This is a genomic window from Geobacillus sp. YHL (assembly GCF_022341265.1).
Lineage (GTDB): Bacteria > Bacillota > Bacilli > Bacillales > Anoxybacillaceae > Geobacillus > Geobacillus thermoleovorans.
In genome coordinates this window covers 116,691-139,550 of sequence record NZ_JAEIGB010000001.1, presented here as the reverse complement: position 1 = coordinate 139,550, position 22,860 = coordinate 116,691, and the positions used below count along the sequence as shown (strand labels likewise).

General features: G+C 56.2%; 22 protein-coding genes. 1 reads left to right on the top strand and 21 read right to left on the bottom strand.

Features of this window, described 5'->3' with window-relative positions; translation table 11 throughout:
- Nucleotides 1-31: 31 nt before the first annotated feature.
- Complete coding sequence (locus JCR24_RS00645) at nt 32-553, bottom strand: MogA/MoaB family molybdenum cofactor biosynthesis protein (protein ID WP_238979911.1); 522 nt, start codon at nt 551-553, stop codon at nt 32-34.
- A gap of 322 nt (nt 554-875) precedes the next feature.
- On the opposite strand from JCR24_RS00645, the gene JCR24_RS00640 reads away from it, so the two are divergent.
- Entirely contained in the window at nt 876-2,387 is a 1,512-nt protein-coding gene (locus JCR24_RS00640) for a response regulator transcription factor (protein ID WP_023633830.1), read from the top strand.
- A gap of 69 nt (nt 2,388-2,456) precedes the next feature.
- Here JCR24_RS00640 and JCR24_RS00635 read toward each other — a convergent pair whose 3' ends face one another.
- From JCR24_RS00635 to JCR24_RS00540, 20 genes are all read right to left on the bottom strand, one after another.
- Complete coding sequence (locus JCR24_RS00635) at nt 2,457-3,692, bottom strand: AAA family ATPase (RefSeq protein WP_050582928.1); 1,236 nt, start codon at nt 3,690-3,692, stop codon at nt 2,457-2,459.
- Between the two features lie 47 nt (nt 3,693-3,739).
- Complete coding sequence (locus JCR24_RS00630) at nt 3,740-4,654, bottom strand: R2-like ligand-binding oxidase (RefSeq protein WP_023633828.1); 915 nt, start codon at nt 4,652-4,654, stop codon at nt 3,740-3,742.
- A 47-nt stretch (nt 4,655-4,701) separates the two neighbouring features.
- The gene (locus JCR24_RS00625; protein WP_238979910.1) at nt 4,702-6,192 is read right to left on the bottom strand and encodes an aldehyde dehydrogenase family protein; all 1,491 of its coding nucleotides are present in this window, start codon (nt 6,190-6,192) and stop codon (nt 4,702-4,704) included.
- 58 nt (nt 6,193-6,250) lie between these two features.
- Nucleotides 6,251-6,679, bottom strand: coding sequence for a hypothetical protein (locus tag JCR24_RS00620; protein ID WP_238979909.1), 429 nt, complete (start codon nt 6,677-6,679; stop codon nt 6,251-6,253).
- Nucleotides 6,680-6,851: 172 nt separating this feature from the next.
- Complete coding sequence (locus JCR24_RS00615; protein WP_238979908.1) at nt 6,852-7,958, bottom strand: Zn-dependent alcohol dehydrogenase; 1,107 nt, start codon at nt 7,956-7,958, stop codon at nt 6,852-6,854.
- Between the two features lie 27 nt (nt 7,959-7,985).
- Nucleotides 7,986-8,312, bottom strand: a complete 327-nt coding sequence (locus JCR24_RS00610) for a hypothetical protein (protein ID WP_011232249.1) — start codon at nt 8,310-8,312, stop codon at nt 7,986-7,988.
- Between the two features lie 16 nt (nt 8,313-8,328).
- Nucleotides 8,329-10,074 carry an ABC1 kinase family protein gene (locus JCR24_RS00605; protein WP_238979907.1) on the bottom strand — a complete coding sequence of 582 codons (1,746 nt, stop codon included), beginning with the start codon at nt 10,072-10,074 and terminating at the stop codon, nt 8,329-8,331.
- A 20-nt stretch (nt 10,075-10,094) separates the two neighbouring features.
- Nucleotides 10,095-11,237, bottom strand: a complete 1,143-nt coding sequence (locus tag JCR24_RS00600) for a thiolase family protein (protein WP_023633825.1) — start codon at nt 11,235-11,237, stop codon at nt 10,095-10,097.
- 114 nt (nt 11,238-11,351) lie between these two features.
- Nucleotides 11,352-12,194, bottom strand: coding sequence for an SDR family NAD(P)-dependent oxidoreductase (locus JCR24_RS00595; RefSeq protein WP_011232252.1), 843 nt, complete (start codon nt 12,192-12,194; stop codon nt 11,352-11,354).
- 15 nt (nt 12,195-12,209) lie between these two features.
- A complete protein-coding gene (locus JCR24_RS00590; RefSeq protein WP_011232253.1) occupies nt 12,210-13,001 on the bottom strand; it encodes an enoyl-CoA hydratase/isomerase family protein in 792 nt (263 codons plus the stop codon).
- Nucleotides 13,002-13,098: 97 nt separating this feature from the next.
- On the bottom strand, nt 13,099-14,313 hold the full coding sequence (locus JCR24_RS00585; protein WP_011232254.1) for an acyl-CoA dehydrogenase family protein: 1,215 nt from the start codon (nt 14,311-14,313) through the stop codon (nt 13,099-13,101).
- Nucleotides 14,310-15,452, bottom strand: coding sequence for an acyl-CoA dehydrogenase family protein (locus tag JCR24_RS00580; protein WP_011232255.1), 1,143 nt, complete (start codon nt 15,450-15,452; stop codon nt 14,310-14,312). Before JCR24_RS00580 ends, JCR24_RS00585 begins: the two co-directional genes overlap by 4 nt.
- 20 nt (nt 15,453-15,472) lie before the next feature.
- A complete protein-coding gene (locus JCR24_RS00575; protein ID WP_238979906.1) occupies nt 15,473-17,008 on the bottom strand; it encodes a long-chain-fatty-acid--CoA ligase in 1,536 nt (511 codons plus the stop codon).
- A 135-nt stretch (nt 17,009-17,143) separates the two neighbouring features.
- Entirely contained in the window at nt 17,144-17,494 is a 351-nt protein-coding gene (locus JCR24_RS00570) for an SCP2 sterol-binding domain-containing protein (RefSeq protein WP_011232257.1), read from the bottom strand.
- 136 nt (nt 17,495-17,630) lie between these two features.
- Entirely contained in the window at nt 17,631-18,143 is a 513-nt protein-coding gene (locus JCR24_RS00565) for a hypothetical protein (RefSeq protein ID WP_011232258.1), read from the bottom strand.
- A 232-nt stretch (nt 18,144-18,375) separates the two neighbouring features.
- Nucleotides 18,376-19,566 carry an acetate kinase gene (locus JCR24_RS00560; protein WP_238979905.1) on the bottom strand — a complete coding sequence of 397 codons (1,191 nt, stop codon included), beginning with the start codon at nt 19,564-19,566 and terminating at the stop codon, nt 18,376-18,378.
- A gap of 379 nt (nt 19,567-19,945) precedes the next feature.
- Nucleotides 19,946-20,935, bottom strand: a complete 990-nt coding sequence (locus JCR24_RS00555) for a class I SAM-dependent methyltransferase (protein WP_014196551.1) — start codon at nt 20,933-20,935, stop codon at nt 19,946-19,948.
- Nucleotides 20,936-21,054: 119 nt separating this feature from the next.
- On the bottom strand, nt 21,055-21,555 hold the full coding sequence (tpx, locus tag JCR24_RS00550) for a thiol peroxidase (RefSeq protein ID WP_011232261.1): 501 nt from the start codon (nt 21,553-21,555) through the stop codon (nt 21,055-21,057).
- Nucleotides 21,556-21,679: 124 nt separating this feature from the next.
- Complete coding sequence (ytfJ, locus tag JCR24_RS00545) at nt 21,680-22,144, bottom strand: GerW family sporulation protein (protein WP_238979904.1); 465 nt, start codon at nt 22,142-22,144, stop codon at nt 21,680-21,682.
- Nucleotides 22,145-22,155: 11 nt separating this feature from the next.
- A complete protein-coding gene (locus JCR24_RS00540) occupies nt 22,156-22,845 on the bottom strand; it encodes a DUF2953 domain-containing protein (RefSeq protein WP_062898877.1) in 690 nt (229 codons plus the stop codon).
- Nucleotides 22,846-22,860: the final 15 nt, after the last annotated feature.

The window sequence follows — 22,860 nt, the reverse complement described above, 5'->3', positions numbered from 1 at the left end:
CATCCCCTTTTTCGCTTATGTTCTCTTTTCGTCAACGCGGCGCCCTATCCTTCCGAATCTCCCGCACGACATGCCCAAGCTCCGGCAAAATGAGCTTCGTCATCGCGAGGCGCACGGCGCCGGTGGAGCCGGGAGTGCAAAAGACGGCGGTGTCCATCGCCACGCCGGCGACAGCGCGCGACAGCATGGCGGCGGCGCCGATGTCTTCGGTGTAGCTTAGGAAGCGGAACAGCTCGCCAAAGCCGACGAGTTCTTTCTCCAGCAGCGCGCCGACCGTTTCGATCGTCACATCGCGCTTGGCGATGCCGGTGCCGCCGTTCGTGAGCACCGCATCAACATCAAGGCGGCGGCAGCCGTCAAGCACTGCCTCGCGAATGGCGTCCGCTTCGTCTTTCACGATCTCATAGCCGACGACCTCATGCCCGGCTTCCGTGAGCAGCTCGATCATCAGCCGGCCGCTTTGGTCGGTTTCCTCCGTTCTCGTGTCGCTGACGGTGATGACTTTGCAGCGGACGGTTTGGGGAGCTTCTTGTTTATGGACAGCTGTGCTCATTCCCTCATCTCCTTTTGTCATTGTGTTGTTGGCTATAGTATAGCAAAAATTACCCAACTCTTGCCGGCTGCTTCTCGCTGGCGAAACGAAAGGAAAAGACCCCATCGTGAAATCGATGTCTTCCGCCTACACTCCACAAGACAACCAATCGGCTGTCCCGAAGGCGCGCCTGGCCGTTTTCGGGCGGCCGTCTTTTTTGTACACTTTCGGATAAAACTATTTGTTATATAATAGACAGAATTGTTATAATATTAACACATAAAGAAAAACGCAATTGTCCACTCATGGATAACGGACAAGTCGGCAAAAGGAGGGAAAAGCGGTGCATCGTACGCTAAGTGAAAAGCTACAGGCCATTTTGCAAGATGGGATGGCGGTCATCGGACGGCACCGCGAATCGATCGCAGCCCGCTGGAATGAAAAATTAGGCGAATTGAAGAAAAAGCAGCATATCGCGGCCCATTCACTTGAAGCGGCCATTGAACTGCTTTCCAAACACATGACGGAAGCGAATGGCGAGGCGCGCGAATGGCTGAAAACGATCGGTGAAGCATGGCGCAGCCATTCATGTTTTTCGCCGTCCAACAAAATGACGTTTGTCTTTACGATGCTCGAAAATGCGGTGCACGAAGTCGTTCAAGCCATCCCCGGCAGCACATTTCATGACCATCAAGCCGTTCAATATTTGTTTTCCAAAATGTATGAGGCCGTTTTTTCCCCAACGGTCGACAACCAGCCGGACATCGGTCGGTTTTTGGAACAGCTTGCCGTCTCGAGACAAATGCCCATCCATTGGATCGCCGAACTGGACAAGGCGGACGGCCGCTTTTACGTCAAAAAACTATACGGAGAAGCAGAGTGGCTGCCGACAGACGTCCACATGATGGGGGCTGACACCATTTTTTCCTTGGGTGAACAGCTGCTTGCCTATATGCCAAAGGCGAGGGGAAAGAAACGCGTCATTCCGCTTCCATGGGAAGAAAGCGTTTTCCTATTTTGCACAGATGAAGCGGATCACCAAGTTCTTCCGTTTCTCCTTCATTCGTTCGAATTGTTTCACGCCGGGGGAATGGCGCTTGAGCAAACGAAACAAGACCAGCTTTGGAAAGATGCCGTCATTTTATTTGACCGGTTGATCATGCGTGCGAAATCATTGCAGCAGGCGGTGGAATACATTTCCTCCGGTTTTGTCTCCTATTTGCCGTTTGAACGATGCGCACTGTTCGCCTACTCGAGTGTCAATGAAAGCGGATTCGGACTTTACGGATACAAACTGGACATCGATCAAATCAAAAGCATTCGCGAGGACATTAATGCCTTGCCGCTCATTAAACAGTACGTGCAGCAGCTGCAATTGCTTGGCAATCATATGGCGAACGTTCCGCCTATTTACTTGTCTGATGCAGCGGAAGGGTTGCCGGCGAAATATGTGGAACAATTCCAGCTCGAATCGATCGTCATCGCTCCGATTTACGCTCCATCGGAAAACCGGCTCATCGGTGCAGCCATTTTGGATCAAGGCCCCGGGCAACCTTTCACGTTATCGAGCGACATTTTCACCGCGGTCATGAAATTCGGCCAAAGCGCCGGCGAAGTGCTGGCGAAATTCAACGGAGGCCGTCCGGAGCTCGTTCCATCAGTGCCGCACTTGTCGCCGCGGGAAATCGAGGTGCTGAAGCTCGTCGCCGAAGGGGCGTCCACGTATGAAGCAGCGAAGCGGCTCCATTTGAGCGAGTATACGGTGCGCGACTATGTATCGGCCATTTTGCAAAAAATGAACGCCAAAAATCGGACGGAAGCCATTGTGAAAGCGATCCGCGACGGCATTATTTGAAGCGCCGGCGCGGAAAAAAGAGCGCGCCGCTTTTTTTTTTGCCTCTTGACAGCGGCGCGTCCCCGCGCTTTATGGCAGCGCCCGCAGCCAGCGTTTCAGCTCATTTTTCTGTTGTTCGAGCTGTTGTTTCACTTCCTCAAGCTGTTCAAGCTGCGCTTTATACTGTTGAATGCGTTCCGACACCTGTTCGATCATCCCCTTCTCTTCTCCCGCATCGGAAAGCGGCGCAGGCAGTTCCTGCGTCGGCAGCCGTTGTCCGCTCCCCGTCCCATCCGGCGGCTTATGCTCCTTTAACTCCTGCTGCATGTCTTTCAACTGTTCATTTGTCTGCTGCCAGATGGCATCGATTTGTGCCAGCTGTTCAGTCAGCTGCTCCGTCTGGTTGCGGATCATCTGCTCGATGCCATCAAGCGTCTTCCCGCTCACCCCGGATTGCACCACGTCGCTGATTTGGTCAATCAGCTCGCTTGTTTTCTTCTGTTCTTCTTTCACTTCCTCGATCAACCCGCCCGCCGGGTCAAGCGATGGAAGGGTGATGGTTGACGGCTGCTCGGCAGGAGCAGTTGGGATCGATGGCGTCTCTTCTTTCTCAGGTGCCGGTTTTACGGATGGCGGATCGTTTCCGTCCCCCGCCCCATTGCTGCTTCCATTCGTCGGCCCACTGGGCGCAGCGGAAGATGGTTCATCCGGCGATGCGCTCGGTTCCGATGGCGCGGTTGGCTTTTCTCCTGATGACGGCGCAGCCGGCTGATCGGTTTCCGTTGACGTCTCTGGCGGTTGGCCCCCATTCGATTTCATCGAGCTGCCCTCATCCACTGAAGCCGTTCCGAACGCCGCAGCAGCGGATAACTGCGGAATGACAAGCTCATCCGCCGTCAGTTCTGTCGCGACTACCGTTACATCTTTCAAACATTGCTCGACAAGCGGCACGCCATCCATGCACAGACCGCCGATTTCCATTTTTTTCACTCTCATTTTCATCCATTTTGTCCGCGCAACTTGATCGGTATGGAACGTAAACGACACAGTGTGCCCCGCCATCGTTTGTTGTTTCGTCAATGTCATCCCGTATATTTTCGCTTGAATAAAGGCGATGGGCATATCTCCCGTTAAAACGACCGGCGCTTTGAGAATGATTCCGCCTAAATCGATCGTCCCAACCACTTTATCTGCATGTATGACAAATCCGGACGGTTCCTGTCCTTCTGCCGCCGCCCGGCCAGCGCCGCCCAAAAGCCAGCCAACAACGGCAGCCAAAACGGTTACAACAGAAAGAGCAACGATTCTTCTCAAACGTTCAGCCATCTTCATCCCCCTGTTGGTGGCGGAAACAGCCGCTCCCGCGCTGGTTTTCAGCGTTCCGCCTCACTCAACGTTTTTTCGAGCTCCTCGACGCTGTCATACCGTTTCGCTCGGCTGATTTGTTTTTTGCGAATGTTGAACTGTTTGACGACATAGTTGTTCAGCATGTCGTAGTCGATCTCGAGCGCATATGTGCGGGCGAGCTGCTGCTGGCGCTTTCCGAGCTCGGTCAAATAGGCGACGTAGCCGACGACATGCGGCCATAATTCGTCCATATAGCGGATGAACAACTCATAATATCGTTCGTTTTCATTGACGAGCCGTTGGATCGTATAAATGCCGAACTGAATGTGCCGGCCTTCGTCCATGTTCAAGTAATCGATCCCTTGGAGCAACCCTGGGAACAGCCCGGCTTTTTTGTAAATTTGCCGGAACGTGTAATAGCCCGATTCGGCGAGCGTCCCTTCGACGATCATGTTGTAGACGGTGGCGGCGCGGATGACCGCTTCCGGCGAGTCGTCGGTGTACAGCCGGTTCATCGCCTCCGGCAGCGCTTCGTAAAAAATGCGTTTATAATGGTCGTTATGGAAGACGGACAAGTCCATGGCCCCGATGCCGACTTCCTGCTGCCAGCGGGAAAACATCTCAACATGTTTCGCCTCATCATGCATAAACGTCGTCAAAAACATCACATCTTCGAGCCGCCCTTGGCGCGCGAGGGCGTTCGTCATCGGCAAAATATCGAGCGTCACGGCCTCCTCGCCGGCGGAAAAGCCGGCAACGAGCGGCAGCGCCGCGATCTTTTCTTCGCTTGTCAAACGCGCGAAATCTTCTTTGTCTTGGCTGAAATCGATGTCCGCCGGGTTCCATTTCCCGTTCCGCTTCGCTTTTTCATACAATTTGTACATCGGATGCTCCCAATCGATCGTTCCTTTCACCGTTTGAAATCCATCGTGATGGACCATCGTGATCTCCCTCCTTGAAATGCTCTATTAGGAAACCACCTTCGACCTTAAAACAAAGTCATCGGCCGGTCGTTTACGTCGCAAATGACGGTTTTGGTCTCCAAATACGGTTCAAGCGCCTGCATCCCGAGCTCGCGGCCGAGGCCGCTCTGCTTATAGCCGCCAAACGGCGCAGTCGGCGACAGCACTTGGTACGTGTTGATCCACACGGTTCCGCTTTTCACCCGCCGCGCTAAGCGGAGCGCCCGCTTGATGTCATTCGTCCAAACCGCCGCCGCCAAGCCGTAAATCGTATCGTTGGCAATGGAGGCGGCTTCCTCTTCATCTTGAAACGGAATGACAGCGGCGACCGGCCCGAAAATTTCTTCACGGGCGATGCGCATCGATGGCGATACATCGGCAAAGACGGTCGGTTCAATGAAATAGCCGCCGCCAAGCCCATCTAAAGCGCTCCCTCCCGCAACGAGCTTCGCCCCTTCCTGCTTGCCGATGTCAATGTAGCGCAATACTTTCTCGTATTGCTCCCGGCTGATGACGGGGCCAAGGTCGCTGCGCGCATCCGTGCCGGGCCCGACTTTCAGCTTTTTCGCTTTGCTGGCCAACAGCTCGACAAACGTTTCGTAAACCGGCCGTTCCACTAAAATGCGGCTTCCCGCTTGGCATACTTGCCCGGAGTTGTAGAACACGCCAAACAGCGCGCTTTTCGCCGCCTGTTCCAAGTCGGCGTCGGCAAAGATGATGTTCGGCGACTTGCCGCCGAGCTCGAGCGTCACCCGTTTGATGTGCGGCGCGGCCGCTTGCAAAATATGGCGGCCGGTCGCCGTCTCGCCGGTAAACGCGATTTTCGGCACGCCAGGGTGGCTGACGAGCGCTTTTCCGGCCTCATCGAGTCCAGGCAGGACGTTGATGACGCCTTCCGGCACGCCGGCCTCATGGCAAATCTCAGCAAGCTTCAACGCCGTCAGCGGCGTTTCCGGCGCCGGTTTTAACACCATCGTACAGCCCGCCGCCAGCGCTGGGGCGATTTTCCACGTCGGCATCAAAAGCGGAAAGTTCCACGGGGTGATGAGCCCAGCCACCCCGATCGGCTCCTTCATCGTCCACGCCATATAATCCGGCGCCGAGCCGGCGACGGAAAACGGCAGCACCTCCCCTTGCGGCTTGACGACGAGCGAGGCGAAAAAGTCGAAGCAGTCGGCGGCAAGCGGAATTTCAACAAACAACGCTAGATTGATCGGCATGCCGTTTTCCCGCGTCATGAGCTGCGCCAGTTCGTAGTGGTGCTGGCGGATCAGTTCGGCGATGCGCCGCAAGATGCGTCCGCGCTCAAGCGGGGAAATGGCTAGCCAGCGCCGATCCGAAAACGCCTCTTCGGCGATGGCGACCGCCGCGTCAACATCGTCCTCGCCAGCGTTGGCGACGCGGGCCGTCACTTCGCCCGTCGCCGGGTCGATGACGTCAAACCGTTCGCCGCTGGCAGCCGGCCGCCATTCTCCATCAATCCATAAATCGGCTTCCGTCGTTTGCGCCGAAATCATTGTCATCTCCTCCTTTCCATCGCTCCACGTTCCCGATTGATCGGATCTTGAAACCAAGCTACGGCAATAAGTCGCTCCGCCCGATTTCCTGCAAATAGTCGCGGTACGCCGGGTAAATGGCGTCAAGCTGCGGCAATACTTTCAAGGCGTTCACAAGCGGGCCTTGCACTTTGATTTGCTGGCGGGCGAGCGCCTGCTGCAAGTCGAGCTTCCCAAGCCAAAACTTATGCCCGACATCCGCCGTCTGCTCAAAAATGAGCTCCGGGCGCAGCGCTGTTTCGCCGCAGACAATTTTCAATTTCCCGTTTTCCTGCGCCCATGTAATTTTCGCTTCCGGCTTATGGAAAATGTATTGGACAAACGCGTCATATCCAGGTCCTAGCTCCGTCGCCGCAATCAATTCTTTTGACTCTTCCGTTTCGGCCACGCGTTCAAAAAAGCGGCCGAGAACGTCATACAGCTCCTGCTCGCTTTGAAACACCGGCATGTCAATCCCCCTCTCGTCTCGATCGTTCCACGTTTTTTTCGATCCCCTTGTTTGCCCACCCAAACACCGGCCTTCCCGTTTTCGTCCAAGGGCAGATGGAACGCCCTCTTTCCGACCGCCCAACGGCTTCTCTTGTTTGTTCACCCAAACGCACGCGGGGCGGCTTGTCGTCTCATTCTTCAAAGCGAATGATGCCGCGAATGTTTTGCCCGCTCTTTAAGGCGGCGAATCCGTCGTTGATTTGGTCGAGCGAATAGACGGCGCTGATGAGCGGTTCGAGCTTCAGCTTGCCCGCCGCGTACAAATCAAGCAGCTTCGGGTAGTCAATCGGCGGATTGCCTTGGCCAAGCCAAGAACCGGTCAACGCTTTGGATTGGGACGGCAGCGAAAAGGCGTTGATCTCCACCGTTTCATGCGGCGCGGCGATGCCGACGATGACCGTCGTTCCCGCTTTTCGCGTCATGTTGTATGCGTCGGCCATCGTCTCCGGGCGGCCGATCGCTTCAAACGCATAGTCGACGCCGATGCCGTCGGTCAAGTCGAGCACGGCGCTGACGGCATCGTCCTCGCGGGCGTTTACGGTGTGCGTCGCCCCGAACGTTTTCGTCATCGCCAATTTTTCCTCGACAATGTCGACGGCGATAATTTGTTTGGCCCCGGCGAGCGCCGCTCCTTGGATGATGTTGAAGCCGACGCCGCCGGCGCCAATCACAGCGACTGTGCTGCCCGGGCGCACTTGCGCTGTATGAATGGCGGCGCCCACCCCGGTCATGACGCTGCAGCTGATCAATGCCGCCAACTCAAACGGCACATCACGGCGAATCGGGATGGCTGCCTGCTCCGGCACGATGGTGTACTCGCTGAACGCGCCGGCGGTTAAAAATTGGTAGACGGGTTTTCCATGCAGCGAAAAGCGCGTCGTCCCATCCGGCAGCGTGCCGGTCGCCATCAGCCGAGCCGCCTCCTCGCATAGATCGGGCCGCCCGGTGCGGCAATAGCTGCACGTCCCGCATGACGGCACCCAATTGAGCACCACATGGTCGCCTTGTTTGACACTTGTCACCCCTTCCCCGACTTCCTCGACAATGCCCGCTCCTTCGTGGCCGAGCACAATGGGAAGCGGGAGCGGCAATTGCCCTTGAACCACATGCCAATCGCTATGGCAAAGGCCCGCCGCTTTCATTTTCACTTTGACCTCCCCGCGCTTGGGGATTGCCAAATCCAGTTCTTCGATTGACAGCGGCTCCCCGTAGCGGTGCAATACTGCGGCTTTTGCCATGTCGTTCCCTCCTTTTCCATCCGCCCATTACGCCCGCTTGCCGGCCATATCCGCTTCCTCTTCACGGATGCCGCGGCCCCGCAATGCATCCAAATAGGCGTCCCATTCCTGCTTGAGCGTTTCTTTCAGCTTGAAAAGGCCGATGACGAGCGGCCGGGTCGAATGGTCTTGCAAAAACACATCGCGGATGACATCCTCAAACTCTTCCTTTTTCCCCGGCAGGCCGTGGTCTTTCCCATACAGCAAATGCTTATCGAGCAACCGCCGGATCGTCGGGCTTCCCGGCCCGCCGCTTTGCCGGTAAAACGCTTCGATGCGCTTTGACATCGTCAGCTCTTCTTGTTCCTCGCGCATGTTCCTTCCTCCCTCTTTAAAATCGCGGCCGCTGTTTGCGCGTCCGGAACAGCCGCCAGCCAAGGAAAACGACCAAGATGACAGAAACGGCCAACCCGATGTTGGCGATCGTCGTTTTCTCCATGCCGAGAAACGTTCCGCCCGGGATGCTGGCGACAATAAACCCGGTGGCCATAATGATGGCAAACGCGATGAGGGAAAGCGCCAAACGGTTGGCGATTTGGTTGAGCGTATTGCGCGTCACCGGGTCGGTTTGGACTTGCACGGTCATGCGCCATTTGTTTTCGGCCATCGTCTCCAACACTTTGTTGAACCGGCGCGGGAAGGTGGCGATCATTTCCGCCGTTTCAGCGACAAGACTCGCGTTGGCGCGAAAATTAAAGCGCTTTCCGAGGATGCTTTTTAAAATTGGAATTTCATACGCCTCCACGACTTCGCCGTACGAAATTTCCGGGCAAATCCAGCGCGCCGTCCCTTCGGTGGCGGAAAATCCTTTCGCCCAAAGCGCCAAGCCGTTCGGGACTTTGCAGTAGTTGCGGAGCCCGATCGCCGTCGCTTCAAGGACGAGGCGGCCGTAGTTGTAGCGGCTGCTCCCTTGATGGGCGGACACATAGTTTAACGTCAACGTCCGCAGTTCATCTTTCAATTTGACAACATCGGTGTAAATGGTGGGCGACATCAGTTCCATAAACACTTCGGCGGCGTCTTCCGCCTGGTTGAGCTGGATGTGCAAAATGACACGCATCAAAATTTGCGCCATCACGCTGTCCATCCGCCCGGTCATCCCCCAGTCGATGATGACCGCCTTTTTCGTCCGCTTGTCAATCATAATGTTGGAACCGTGGGCATCCGCATGATAATGGCCGTCGAGCATCGTTTGCACGTAATGATGGACAAGATCGATCATGATGTTGACCCGCTCTTCGAAGGTGAGAAAATCGACAGGGAAGTCTTTAATGAGCCAGCCGTCAATGTATTCCATGATCAAGACGCTTTTCGTCGCTTCATACACGTGCGGAACCGTGACATGTTCAGCCCTCCTTTCGTACTTTTGCTTCATTTCTTGCATTTTTCTTGCTTCTTCCGTCATGTCCAGCTCATCCATGGCGCTGCTGTAATAATCTTGCACGAGCCCCCCGAGGTCAAGGGCGGCCTGCAGTTCAGGCGGCAGCCGCTTTTGCAGGCGGGCGGCCATTTTTTTAATGATGGCGATATCGGTTTGAAACAGTTTTTCGACCGTCGGGCGCACGACTTTGACCGCGACAACCGGCCCGTCTTTGAGTTTCGCTTTGTACACTTGAGCGAGCGACGCCGAGCCGAGCGGCTCCTCCTCAATCCATTCAAACGTCTCCAAGCCGTCAGGCAGCTCCCGCTCCAAAATGTATTCGATTTTGGCAAACTCAATGGGCGGCACCCGGTCAAGCAATTTCTCCAGCTCAAGCGTAATCGGCTCTGGCAATAAGTCTTGCCTTGTGACAAGCACCTGCCCGAGCTTGATGAACGTCGGGCCGAGCTCCTCAAACGCTAGGCGCAGCCGGCGGCCGACATGGCGCCAATAATCGTTGTTCCCCCTCTTTCCCCGCAGCTTATGGGCGACAGCGTCGCCAAGCACCATGCCAAGCCCGTTTTTGACAAGCACAGCGATGATTTTCCGCCGCCGTTTTCCCGCCGTAATGGCAGCCAGCTCCTCTTCAATGGCAGCGCCAATGGCCGCAAAGTCGCGCGCTGGTTTTGGCTTGGCCGTTTCGAGTGATGCGTGCAACCCGCTTTCCTCCTTTCTGCTTACAGCCGCTCGATGATCGTGGCTGTCGCCATGCCAAAGCCGATGCACATCACTTGCAATCCGTATTTCCCGTCCATGTCCTCAAGCTCATGGAGCAGCGTTGTCATCAGCCGGGCGCCGCTCGCGCCGAGCGGGTGTCCGAGGGCGATCGCCCCGCCGCGCGGATTGACTTTTGCCATATCCGGCTCGAGCTCCCGCTCCCATGCTTTGACGACCGAAGCGAACGCTTCATTGATTTCGATGACATCGATTTGCTCAAGGCGCAGTCCCGTTTTTTCGAGCACGCGGCGCGTGGCCGGGATGACGCCCGTGAGCATCAGAATCGGATCTTCGCCGACGACCGCGCGGGCGACGATGCGGGCTCTCGGCCGCAAACCGAGCTGCCGGGCTTTTTCTGCCGACATGAGCAGCACGCCGGCCGCTCCATCACTGACTTGGCTGGAATTCCCAGCGGTGATGACGCCGCCTTTCGGCTGGAATGACGGCGTTAACGCTGCTAACTTTTCGAGCGAGGTGTCGCGCCGAATCCCTTCGTCGCGGGTGAAGGACACCGTCCCCTCCTCGCCCGGCACGTCAAGCGGAATGATTTCCCGCTCAAACATCCCGCGGTCGGTTGCCGCCGCCGCTTTTTCATGGCTTTGCAAGGAAAACGCATCAAGCTCTTCCCGCGACAATCCCCATTTTTTCGCGATCATCTCCGCAGAAATCCCTTGCGGCACGATGTTGTACCGACTTGTCAGCTGGCGGCTGAACCGCCCCATGTCGCTTCCCATCGGAACGCGCGTCATGCTTTCGACCCCGGCGGCGATGGCGATGTCGATGTCGCCGGCCAAAATCGCCTGCGCCGCGCTATGAATCGCCTGTTGGCTCGAGCCGCACATCCGGTTTAAGGAAAACGCCGGCACTCCGACTGGAAAGCCGGCGGCGAGCACCGCTTGGCGGGCGATGTTGCCCCCTTGCTCTCCGGTCATCGTCACACAGCCGACGATGACATCTTCCACCAGGCCGGCATCCAGCCCATTTCGGTCGACAAGCGCCCGCAGCACCGGAACAAGCAAATCGACCGGATGGACGCTTGAGAGCGCCCCTTTTTTCTTGCCGATCGCCGTGCGCACGGCGTCAACAATCACCACTTCCCTCATGCCGCTCCTCCTGTTCCGTATCAAAATCGAACCGTTTTCCTGCGCGGCTAGAGCCGCCGCAGGCCTCTCTTCCTATGTTCAAATCGCCACATTCCAAAGCGGGCCGCTTATTCATCAGAACGTAAACAATTCGATGCCGCCTGAAACATTCAACCCAATCCCCGTGATGTACTTCGCCTTATCGGAACAAAGGAAGACGATGGCGTTGGCGACATCTTCCGGCTCACCCGGGCGGCGGAACGCCGTGCGCTGGATCATCCGCTCGTTCATTTTCGGGTTGCCCATGCGGAACGCTTCCGTGTTGATAATGCCCGGCACGATGGCGTTGACGGTGATGCCGTAGCGCGCCCCCTCAAGCGCCATGCTTTTCGTAAAGCTCAACACCGCTCCTTTCGTGGCCGAATAGCTCGCTTGGCCAAAGCCGCCAAGCGTCCCGGCGACGGACGACATGTTGATGATCCGCCCCCATCCTTGCTCTTTCATATACGGCCATACCGCTTTTGTACAGTTGTACGTGCCGGTCAGGTTCACCCGCAAATCGCGCTCCCAAAACTCATCGTTTTGCTTTTCGATTTGCGAAACGTGGTCGAGCGTGCCGGCGTTGTTGACGAGAATGTCAATGGAACCAAACTCTTCCTTGACGCGGGCAAACACTTCTTTCACTTGCTCGCGGTCGGTGACGTCCATTTTGAGAGCCAGCGCCCGCCGCCCCATGGCGCGAATGTCTTCCGCTGTCTTTTCGGCGTACACCACTTTTGTACTCTGCATCACTTGTGAGAGCGGCCCATATTTTTGCGCCGTCTGTTTGCTTTCTTCATCCGATTCGAGCAAAATATCGGTAATGACGACATCCGCTCCCGCTTCGGCAAGCGCCAAGGCATCCGCGCGCCCGAGGCCGCGTGAGGCGCCGGTGACGACCGCCACTTTTCCTTTCAGCAGTTCCGCCCATGACGACATCGGTGATCCCTCCGTTTAACGTAAAAATTGCGGTTGTTTCTTTTGGAAAAACGCCGCCAGCCCAATCGCCGGCTCTCCTGTCTTAAACGTTGCCGCAAATGACGCCGCTTCGATGCCAAATCCGTCTTCTGGAAGCCCTTCGGCCGCATAGATGGCCCGCTTGGCGAGCCCCATCGCCCGCACGGCCCCTTCTGACAGTTGCTCGGCAAACGCCGACGCCTCTTCTTCCAACCGCTCCGGGGGCGTGACGCGATGAACAAGGCCGAGTTCGAGCGCTTCTTGCGGGTCAAGCCGTCTGGCAAGAAAAATGAGTTCCGTCGCTTTCGCCCGCCCGACGAGGCGCGTCAACCGCTGCGTGCCGCCCGCGCCGGGAATGAGGCCGAGCGAGACTTCTGTCAGGCCGATTTTGCCGCCGCCCATGATGCGGAAATCGCACGCCAGGGCCAATTCACAGCCGCCGCCGAGCGCATAGCCGTTGATGGCCGCGATGACCGGCTTCGGCATCGTCGCGAAGCGGTCGAAACAGCGCTGCATGCGGGCGCTTTGTTCGGCGATGCCCGCTTCATTGCCGGCAAACTGGGTTCCTCGCTGAATCATGTCCTTTAAATCAGCGCCGGCGAGAAACGTTTTCGGATGGGCCGACGCGATGACGACAACGCGCACTCCGCGGTCGGCTTCCAATTCATCGGCCGCTTTCTCCAATTCTTCCATTAATCGCTCGCTAATGGCGTTCGCCGGCGGGTTGTGGATCATCACCCAAGCGACTCCTTTGTTTCGCCGCTCTATGCGCAACGTTTCATAAGGCATCGGAATTCCCCCTTTCGTTCAATCGAACCGGCAAACTTCACAAATGATCATCGCTCTCCACCGCGAGCGGAGATGTTTGGGTCGCCGCCTCGCTCTTCTATACGTGCACGCCGTATGGCGCATACAACCGTCTTGCTGTGACAAGGCGCTGGATTTGCTGCGTGCCTTCAAAAATATCAAACACTTTCACATCGCGGTACAATTTCTCGACCAAATGTCCGCCAAGGCCGACGGGACCGAGCAGTTCAAGGCACATAGCGCAGACATGAAGCGCCATTTTACCGGCGACTGCTTTGCAGACGGCCGCTTCCATCGCATTCGGCTCGCCAATGTCGGCTTTCCACGCCGCTTCCCACGTCAACAGGCGAGCAGCGTCAATCTCTTGCTCCGCCTCGGCAAGCAGGGCGGCTGCTTCATAGTACAACCGTCCTTGTTTCGGGTACTCGCTGCGAACGATGTCAAGCGTATATTCATAGGCGGCGCGGGCGATGCCGACGGCCATGGCCGCGACGATCGGCCTCGTGCTGTCAAATGTTTTCATCGCCACTTGGAAACCGGACGGTTTATTCGCATTTGCGCTATACAACTCTTCACCGCCAAGCAAATTTTCATCAGGAACAAAGCAGTCTTCAAACAAGAGCTCCGCCGTTTCATTGGCGCGCAAACCCATCTTATGGACGGTGCGGGTCGCGACAAATCCCGGCGTCCCTTTTTCGACGACAAACGCCCGGTGCCCGGCGCGGCCCAACTTCGGATCAACCGTGGCGAACACGACGACCCAAGAAGCGCGGGCGCCGTTGGTGATGAAAATTTTTTGCCCGTTTAATACATAGCCGCCGTCCACTTTTTTCGCCGTCGTGCGGATGCCGGACGCGTCCGAGCCGGCTTCCGGTTCCGTCAAGGCGTAAGCTCCCCAGCGCGGCTCCTCCTTCGTGAAAATGGACAAAAACCGCCGTTTCTGCTCCGGCGTGCCGCTCGATTGAATCGGCGGCCCGCCAAGGCCAGGGCCGGGAAGGGAAAGGGCGATGCCTGGGCATCCCCACGCGAGCTCCTCAGCGGCGATGACGGCCACGCGGTTGCCTTCGCGCTCTTTTTTCTCTTTCTTTCCTTCCGCATGAGACGGCGGACGCCCTCCGCCAAACGAAGACGCATTCAGCTGGATGCCCATTTTGTTGACTTTTTGCAGCCATTCGTCCGGCACCCGCCCGAGCCGGTCGGCCTCCAGCGCGATCGGGCGCACTTCATGTTTAGCAAACCAATGAACGAGCTCTTTGATTTGTTTTTGCTGCGGTGAGAATTCAAAGGAAATCATGGCGCCACCCTCTCTTTCCGTTTGCCCAGCAGCTGTTCGCCGCGGCGGATGAGCCAGTCCGTTTCCCGGCCGTACAGCATCACTTGCGCTTGGGCGTCGCGCATCCATTTTTCGGCTGGGTATTCTTGCACGTACCCGTGCCCGCCGAGCATTTGCACGGCCTGATCGGTGACATAGCGCAGGGAACGATGAGCCCGCGACAACGCCCTCCAGGCGTAGCCGCCCGCCTGTTCATCCCCTTGGTCAACCGCAGCGGCCGCTTGCCATACAAGCAGTTTCGCCCCGCGGCATTCGAACGCCATCTCTGCGATCGTAAATGACACCCCTTGGAACTTGGCGATCTCTTGTCCGAACGCCTTTCTTCCCGCAGTGTATTCAATGGTGTAATCAAGCGCCGCCTCCATCAAGCCGACTTCCTTCGCCGCTTCGATGACTTGGTTTCGGGCGCGCACGCGGTTGAGCAATGCGTCCGCTTCCGGTCCGCGGGCAACGAGTTGTTCCGGACCGGCGTACACTTCCGCAAACCGAAGGCGAGCGATGCCGGCAGCAAGCAGCCCAAGCCTTATGTCTCCTTCTTCGATCTCCCATACTCGCTCATCAAAGGCGAGCAATACCGTTTCCTCTTCTTCGTCCCTAGCGGCGATGACCGCCCAGTCGGCTTTCGACGCCAAGCGGACTGGAGACGACACCCCGTCCACAATATATCCGCTGCCGCGCCGGCGCACGCGAATCGCTTCCTTCAGCGGTTCTTTTTGTTCCGCTTCGTCGATCCAGGAGACAGTCGGCCATCCGCCTTTCGCCATCTCCCGGTACCGGTGCCACACGCGGTGCTCGGAAGACAGACGAAAGAGGGAAGACGCCTCTTGCGCCCCCGGAAGCCCTTGAATGACGCCTAAATCGCCATAGCTGAGCCCTTGCCAAATGAGCGCTTGCGACAGAAGGGGCAGTTCCAAGCCTCCCCACGATTCCGGGAGCTCGAGCGCCGACAAGCCGAGCTCATCCACCCTGTCACTCAAGTCAGCCGAAACGGTCCGGCGTTTCTCACATTCTCTCGCGGCCGGCCGAATTTTCTCGACGGCAAGGCTGCGGGCGACTTGAAAAAACGCCTGTTCTTCTTCAGTCGGTTGAAACGAAATCACCTTGTCCCTCTCCTTTTCCATTATGATTGGACAGCGGGAATAAACTCGCTGGCCCATTCACGCAGCTTCTTTTTGTCGATTTTGCCGATGATGTTTTTCGGCAGGTAGCCGACCTTTTTCAAAAAGCGCGGGCTTTTGTATTTCGCCACCCGCTTTTGGCAAAACTCGATCAGCTCCTCTTCGGTCACTTGGGACCCACGTCGGACGACGACATATGCGGCGACTTCTTCCCCCATTTTCGGCGAAGGGACGCCGACAACGCCGGCTTCAAGCACATCCGGATGGGACATAAGCAGTTCCTCGATATCGCGCGGATAAATGTTGAATCCGCCGCGAATGATGACATCTTTTTTCCGGTCGACGATAAACACGTACCCGTCTTCATCGATGCGCGCCATATCGCCGGTATACAGCCAGCCGTCGCGCAGCGCTTGGCGCGTCTCTTCGTCTTTTCCGTAGTAGCCTTGGAAAACGTTCGGGCCAGAAACAATCAGTTCTCCGACTTCGTTCGGCGGCAGGCGGTTGCCGTGTTCATCGACGACAGCCACTTGCACGCCAGGCAACGGAAGCCCGACCGACCCCGGCTTGATCGGCTTCGTCGGATCGGTCGCCGTCACAATCGGCGCCGCCTCGGACAGTCCGTATCCCTCCAAAATCAGGCAATTGAACTTGCGTTGAAACTGCCAAGCGAGCGACGGCGGCAACGAAGCCGAGCCGGACACGCACGCGACCAAACTGGATGTGTCATAGCGGTCCGCCTCGGGGCAATAGCACAACGCATGGAACATCGCTGGCACCATCGCCGTATGCGTCACTCGATGCCGTTCGATTGTCTCCAGCACTTTTTTCGGCTCGAAATACGGCAGGATGACGATCTTGTCGCCCAATAACAGCGCGACGTTCATCATCGTAAAGCCGAACGCGTGGGAGATCGGCAGCACGCCAAGACCGACGCGGTCATATTCGGTAGGCAGCCGCTTCGCCATCTCGGCCGCTGCTTCCGCGTTGGCATACAAGTTGCGGTGCGTCAGCACGACCCCTTTCGGATGGCCGGTCGTTCCTGATGTGTAAAGCAAGGCGGCCGGATCGTGTTCGCTGATCGCCACCTGCGGCATGCTGGCAGGAGCTTGCTCCATTCTCATTCGCAGAGAGCGCGGTGAATGAGGATCGTCAATCGTAAACATCACCGGAGGCGCCGGCAAGCCATTGGCGGCCTCTTTCGCTTTCGCCCACAGCATTTCCGCCGTCAGCACAACTTTCGGTTCGCAGTCTTTAAAAATGTAATGGAGCTCCTGCGTCTGCAACAGCGGCAACGCCGGCACGACAACCGCTCCTGCTTTCAAGACGCCGCTGAAGGCGACTACTACTTCCGGGCTGTTCGGCATCGTTACAACAACGCGGTCGCCCGGCTTGACCCCAAGTTCAATCAACGCATGAGCCAGCTGGGACGAACGGGCGTCGCAGTCCACGTTCGTATATTCGTTTCCTTCAAAAATCAGTGCCGGATAAGGACCGAACTGCTCGATATTTTTCGTCCAAACCGTTCGTAAATCCATTCCCCCGTCTCCTTTAACCAAATTAGGCGGGCCTGCGAAAAAGGCCAAGCCCGCCGCCTTTCGTCTCCTTCCTTCTGACGGTCGGCGCTGTTGTCAATGCACGGAAAAACATGCCGGCCGGCTTTCTTGTTGTGCTTATTGGTTTTGATTGGCGCTGTTGTAGGCGGACAGCACTTCTTGGAGCCGCAGCGCCAGCCCCATGTCCCCGTCAATGCGGAGCCGCCCGCTCATAAACGCTTCCGTTCCGTTGAGCTCGCCGTCCACCATTTTTTTAAAATCCTCGCTGTCCATGCTGAGCGTGCAATCAGGCGTTTCTTGCTCCCCTTCAATGACAAATCCAGCGTCTGGGCGAAGGACGACTTGGTACACCCCCGCATCAGATCCGCTTAAGTTAAACTGGTACACCGCGACAATCCCATCGGCGCGGGATGGGTCTTCCCTCAATTGCGAATCGATCAGTTGGAAAATGTCTCTTACCGTCGTCATCTTCATGGCCTCCTTAAAAATTTAGAACTGTCTGAAATTTCATTTTGTACTTTTACTATATCGCGTTTCCGTTTCATGTCCTATCCCGAAAATCGTCGGAACTTTCTTTCCTCCCTCGCGGCTCTCCCCGATGTTTTTACGCCTTTAAAGCATGGAGAAGCGCGCGCTCATCGATCAGTTCCAAATAGCGCCGATAAAGCGGAAACGCCGGCACGATGCGCGGCAACAGCTGCAACGCCTTCGCTTTCGATCCTTTTGCCTTCATTTTTCCGGTCATGAGCGCCAATGGAACGTTGATGTTGCCGCCCCAAAATTGGTGGGCGATATCGCCGGTCGTCTTGATGGCGACATCAGGCGCATCGATTGCCTGCCCGAAATAAATGGCGTAGTTTTCACCGGTTTCCGGCCGCCTCGCATCGATGCTGATGACCGCCTCCGGATCGGTCAAATAAAAGACGAACGCGGCGCGGGAACGGCGGATTTGTTCTCCAATCCGATTGATTTGCTCCACCTCGTTGCCGTATTCCTTATACGCTGGATGCCGCTCCCACCAGCTGCGCAGCTCAAATTCCGTCCTTGGGCGCGACGGAATTTGCATAAACTCGCCAATCACCCGATACACATGAGCATCATCACGAAACAATGCCATATCCGTTCACTCCCTTCAACCGAGTATGCACTCTCATTTTGGCGTGAAACAACGCCGCCGGCAATTCCGATGATTGCCGGGGAGACGAAAAACGCAAGACATCTCCGTCCGGAGTTGTTGAAACAAGAATCAAGCGCACCAAAGCGGCAAAACAAAAAAATGGCTGCCCCGTTTGTTTGGGGCAGCCGTTTTGGCCAAAATGGCTGCAACGATTCTTTTTATTACAATCCGCTTACAAATTCGCCAGCCGCATGACGTCGCGGGCGATCATGACCTCTTCATTCGTCGGGATGACGAGCACTTTGACCGGCGAGTGCGGATAGCTGATGAACGCTTCTTTGCCGCGCACTTTGTTTAGGATGGGATCCCAGTAAACTCCCATAAACTCGAGGCCGCGCAACACTTTCGCCCGCACGACTTCGCTGTTCTCGCCGATGCCGGCGGTGAAGATGATGGCATCGACTCCGCACATGCGCGCCGCATACGAGCCGATGTACTTATGAATGCGGTTCGCAAACACTTCAAGTGCCAGTTCCGCGCGCTCATTTCCTTCGGCGGCCGCTTTTTCCAAGTCGCGCAAATCGCTCGAGATGCCGGACAGACCGAGCATGCCGCTCTTTTTGTTCAGCACTTCAATCACTTCATCCGCAGTCATTCCCGTTTTTTCCATAATGTACGGGATGAGCGCCGGGTCGATGTTGCCGGAGCGCGTTCCCATCGCCACGCCGGCTAATGGCGTAAAGCCCATGGACGTGTCGATCGACTTGCCGCCCTCAACCGCCGCGATGCTCGCCCCGTTGCCTAAATGGCACGAGATGAGGCGCAGCTGTTCGATCGGCCGGCCGAGAAGCTCCGCCGCCCGCTGGGTGACGTATTTGTGCGACGTGCCGTGGAATCCGTACTTGCGGATGCCGAATTTCGTGTAATACTCATATGGCAAGCTGTATAAAAACGACTGTTCCGGCATCGTCTGGTGGAACGCCGTGTCAAACACCGCCACGGCCGGCACGTCCGGCAGCACTTCCTGAAACGCCCGAATGCCGACGAGGTTGGCCGGGTTATGGAGCGGGGCGAGCTCGGACACTTCTTCAATTTGCTTGATGACGTCCTCGGTGATGAGCACCGAATCACTGAACTTCTCCCCGCCGTGGACGACGCGGTGCCCGATGCCGTCAATTTCGTCAAACGAACGGATAATGCCGTAGCGAATGAGCTTATCAAGCAGCATTTTAACGGCCGCGGCATGATCCGGAATCGCCGTCACTTCTTGATGTTTTTCACCGTTTACGACAATGGTGAAAATCGCGTCGTCAAAGCCGATCCGTTCGACGACCCCTTTGGTCAACACCGTTTCTGCCGGCATCTCAAACAGCTGGAATTTCAACGAGGAACTTCCCGCATTAATGGCTAGCACTTTCGCCATCGAAAACACAGCTCCTTTTTTGCCAAAATCCGCTCGCGCTTACCGTTAGTGTGCGCGATTGGGCGCCGTTTCACTATGCCTTTTTCATTGTATGCCTCCCGTTTTCGCGTTTCAAGCGCGGCTTTGTTTCGCAACCGGTTGCAAGAAAAAGTTTTTATGTTGTGAAAAATGAAAACGGAGCTGACCGAAAAGGTCGGTGAAAAACAGCGATTCTTCGATGAAGAAAAGAGCAACATTTATCATCTTGAGCCGAGAAGACCCCCCACTTCCACGCGTGAGCGCAAGGGGAGGAAGATGCAACCTCTCGTTTTGTGAAGGGGCTTGACGGCCTATACGGTGATCAAAAAGGGCGTCCCGTTGCGTTTGGGACACCCTTTCGTCAACATTCTTTTTCCTCGGTGATCCAGGCGTCGATTTTCGCCATCATCGCCTGCATCGCCGATTTGTTGGAAAACCGCGGCAGCTCGACAAGCAGCACGTGTTTTGGCTTTTTGACGTTCGGCCCTTTCTTTTGCAAAATCAACACGCTTTTTGCCGCCTGATCGTTTTTAAACATCGACAGCGGCAGCTGCAAGACTCCTTGGACAATGGCCGCCTCTTTTAAAAATTCGTTCAGCTGCCCCGCCTGCGGGCTCGAGAACAACATATTCGGGATGAGGAAAAACAAGTAGCCGCCCTCTTTCGTATAGCGCAAGCTTTGCTCGATGAACAAATGATGGGCATACGACCGGCCTTCCTTCGCTTTTAAGGCGAAGCGGGCGGCATTGTCGTCATCCGGGTAATAGCCGACCGGCAGATCGCAGACGACGACGTCAACCGGCTCAACAAACAGCGGCCTTAGGCTGTCTTGGTTAAACAGCTGCACCGGATGCTTTTGCAAGTTCGCGTTGACGTACGCCAATTTGACAAGCAGATCATCGACATCGCTGCCGTAGCTGTTGGCCTGTTTTCCTCGAAGGCCGTTTAACACCGCCGTCAATAAATTCGCCGTGCCGACGGCCGGGTCGAGGATCTTAAGCGCCAAATGCGAGCGCGTAAACTCGCGGACCAAATACGCCAAAAACAAACTGACCGCATCCGGAGTCATTTGGTGGTGCGGCTGGACATGCTTGCGCATCCCTTTTAACACCGCAAGCTGAAACGCCTTGCGGATTTCTTCGTTTTGAAACCGTTCCAGCATCAGTTCGCGATACTGCTTTTTCAGCCGTTTCGCGTTCAGCTCGCTCACTTCGCTTTGCAGCACGTCGCCGTGGAACAAATTCTCCCCCGTCTCCGCGACGGCTTCTAAATACGTGCATTGCAATTCTTCTTGCAAAAGTTGGGCCGTTTCATCGAATACCGTGAACAACCGTTCGACTGGCGTCATCATCTGTACGTCCCCACCTTTCTGCCAACGTCCCTTCTGTATATTGTACGACCGTCCGCCTCGCGCCGCAAGAAAAGCGCCGATAGGAACGAAAAGGCCCCGAACAGGTCGGGGCCTTTTCATTATTTCGCCGCTTTCGCCGCTTCAATCGCCGCTTCGTAGTTCGGATGGTTCGTCACTTCCGGCACGTATTCGACATACGTCACTGTGTCATTGCTGTCGATGACAAACACGGCGCGGGCAAGCAGGCGCAGTTCTTTGATCAAGACGCCGTATGCTTGTCCGAACGAAACATCGCGATGGTCGGACAACACTTGAACGTTCTCAATGCCGGCGGCGCCGCACCACCGCTTTTGCGCAAACGGCAAATCGACGCTGATCGTCAACACTTTCACATTGTCGAGCTTTGCCGCTTCCTCGTTAAACCGGCGCGTTTGCGCGTCGCAAACTCCGGTGTCGAGCGACGGAACGACGCTGATCAGGCGGACGTGCCCTTTCGTATCCGCGAGCGTCACTTCCTGCAAGTTTTGATCAAGCACGGTGAAATCCGGCGCTTTGTCGCCGACTTTCACTTCGTTGCCGACAAGCGTCACCGGCTGCCCTTTAAACGTCACATAGGCCATGGGTTCTCTCCCCCTTTAGAAAAAATATGTACTACTTCCATACTAAAACGCGGAACGGAATTTTTCAACGATTTTGTCCGTTCATGACAGCAGACAAACAAAAGGCCGGACGCCAACGGTCCGGCTAAATGTCAAAGTCGTCTGCTTTTTGGCCTGCGGCGCCGTCTTTCTTGTTTTTCTTCAGCATCGCCTGAATCTTCTCAAACGCCTGCGGCGCGACATCGAGAATTTTTTCGTATAAGTGCGTGCTTTCATCCAAATGGAGCAGCTTCACCCCGGATGAGTTGACGACGAGAAACGCAATCGGCGTAATCGAGACGCCGCCGCCGCTGCCGCCGCCAAACGGATGTCCGTTCCCTTGGGCCTGCCCGTTCCCGTCGGCTTGCACCCCTTGGTGGCCATTTTGTTGACCGTCAAGCATAAACTCGCTGCCGCCGGCGGCAAAGCCAAACCCGACTTTCGAAACGGTCAAAATGACACTGCCGTCAGGCGTCTCCACCGGGTCGCCGATAATCGTATTGACGTCGATCATTTGTTTTAAGTTTTCCATCGCTGTTGTCATCAGCCCTTGAATCGGATGGTTCGTCATCGTCATTCCTCCTAGTAGCCTTCATTTGCCTGCTTGGCCGCCAATGGGTTTCGCTTTGGCAGCCGCCGTCCGCGCCAATGTTTGACCACTCGCAATCCTGCTACCATAGCATGCCCGATTCGAAACTGAATCATACATAAAAACACCGTTTCCGAAGCGGCCCGATCGTAGGCCGGAACGATGGCGACAGCCGGAGTTGTTTTCATGTTCATATAGCGGCTCGCCGCGCCGATGATCATGTATTTCAGCGACCAGCCAAGCCCCACGAGCAAGCCGGTTGACGCGGCGTCGCCGGTGCCGATTCTCGTTTTCCACTCCCATTTCGTAATCGTCACGTGGCGATAAAATTGTTTCATAATTTCATGCAAGTCGACGACTTGCTCGAGAAACCGTTTCAGCTGTCGAAACAGGTCAGCGATTTTTTTTAGGGTCAATTTCCCTTTCTTTTCCTCCTTCCCGCGCGTTCCCTCCACTCCTTTTTTCTGGAGAAACGCCACTCCCGGCGCATCCGGATCCATGTCCAGCTTGATGAGCGGAATGCGGACAGTATAGCGGAGGAGGCCAAACAGCGTGCGCACCACGATTTTGCATTCATCGTCGTCTTTCACATGGCGAAACACGACCGTCACCGATACTTTCATCCAGGCGACGAGAAGAAGCAAAAGAACAACCGTTGCGATGACCGCGATGACTGCTTTCAATGTCCGCCCTCCCTT

Excerpts from the sequence above, each read along its gene's own strand:
- JCR24_RS00645 (WP_238979911.1), bottom strand. The coding sequence starts at position 553 with ATGAGCACAGCTGTCCATAAACAAGAAGCTCCCCAAACCGTCCGCTGC.
- JCR24_RS00635 (WP_050582928.1), bottom strand. The coding sequence starts at position 3,692 with ATGGCTGAACGTTTGAGAAGAATCGTTGCTCTTTCTGTTGTAACCGTT.
- JCR24_RS00630 (WP_023633828.1), bottom strand. The coding sequence starts at position 4,654 with ATGGTCCATCACGATGGATTTCAAACGGTGAAAGGAACGATCGATTGG.
- JCR24_RS00625 (WP_238979910.1), bottom strand. The coding sequence starts at position 6,192 with ATGATTTCGGCGCAAACGACGGAAGCCGATTTATGGATTGATGGAGAA.
- JCR24_RS00620 (WP_238979909.1), bottom strand. The coding sequence starts at position 6,679 with ATGCCGGTGTTTCAAAGCGAGCAGGAGCTGTATGACGTTCTCGGCCGC.
- JCR24_RS00615 (WP_238979908.1), bottom strand. The coding sequence starts at position 7,958 with ATGGCAAAAGCCGCAGTATTGCACCGCTACGGGGAGCCGCTGTCAATC.
- JCR24_RS00610 (WP_011232249.1), bottom strand. The coding sequence starts at position 8,312 with ATGCGCGAGGAACAAGAAGAGCTGACGATGTCAAAGCGCATCGAAGCG.
- JCR24_RS00600 (WP_023633825.1), bottom strand. The coding sequence starts at position 11,237 with ATGAGGGAAGTGGTGATTGTTGACGCCGTGCGCACGGCGATCGGCAAG.
- JCR24_RS00595 (WP_011232252.1), bottom strand. The coding sequence starts at position 12,194 with ATGTCGTCATGGGCGGAACTGCTGAAAGGAAAAGTGGCGGTCGTCACC.
- JCR24_RS00590 (WP_011232253.1), bottom strand. The coding sequence starts at position 13,001 with ATGCCTTATGAAACGTTGCGCATAGAGCGGCGAAACAAAGGAGTCGCT.
- JCR24_RS00585 (WP_011232254.1), bottom strand. The coding sequence starts at position 14,313 with ATGATTTCCTTTGAATTCTCACCGCAGCAAAAACAAATCAAAGAGCTC.
- JCR24_RS00575 (WP_238979906.1), bottom strand. The coding sequence starts at position 17,008 with ATGGATTTACGAACGGTTTGGACGAAAAATATCGAGCAGTTCGGTCCT.
- JCR24_RS00570 (WP_011232257.1), bottom strand. The coding sequence starts at position 17,494 with ATGACGACGGTAAGAGACATTTTCCAACTGATCGATTCGCAATTGAGG.
- JCR24_RS00565 (WP_011232258.1), bottom strand. The coding sequence starts at position 18,143 with ATGGCATTGTTTCGTGATGATGCTCATGTGTATCGGGTGATTGGCGAG.
- JCR24_RS00560 (WP_238979905.1), bottom strand. The coding sequence starts at position 19,566 with ATGGCGAAAGTGCTAGCCATTAATGCGGGAAGTTCCTCGTTGAAATTC.
- JCR24_RS00555 (WP_014196551.1), bottom strand. The coding sequence starts at position 20,935 with ATGATGACGCCAGTCGAACGGTTGTTCACGGTATTCGATGAAACGGCC.
- tpx (WP_011232261.1), bottom strand. The coding sequence starts at position 21,555 with ATGGCCTATGTGACGTTTAAAGGGCAGCCGGTGACGCTTGTCGGCAAC.
- ytfJ (WP_238979904.1), bottom strand. The coding sequence starts at position 22,144 with ATGACGAACCATCCGATTCAAGGGCTGATGACAACAGCGATGGAAAAC.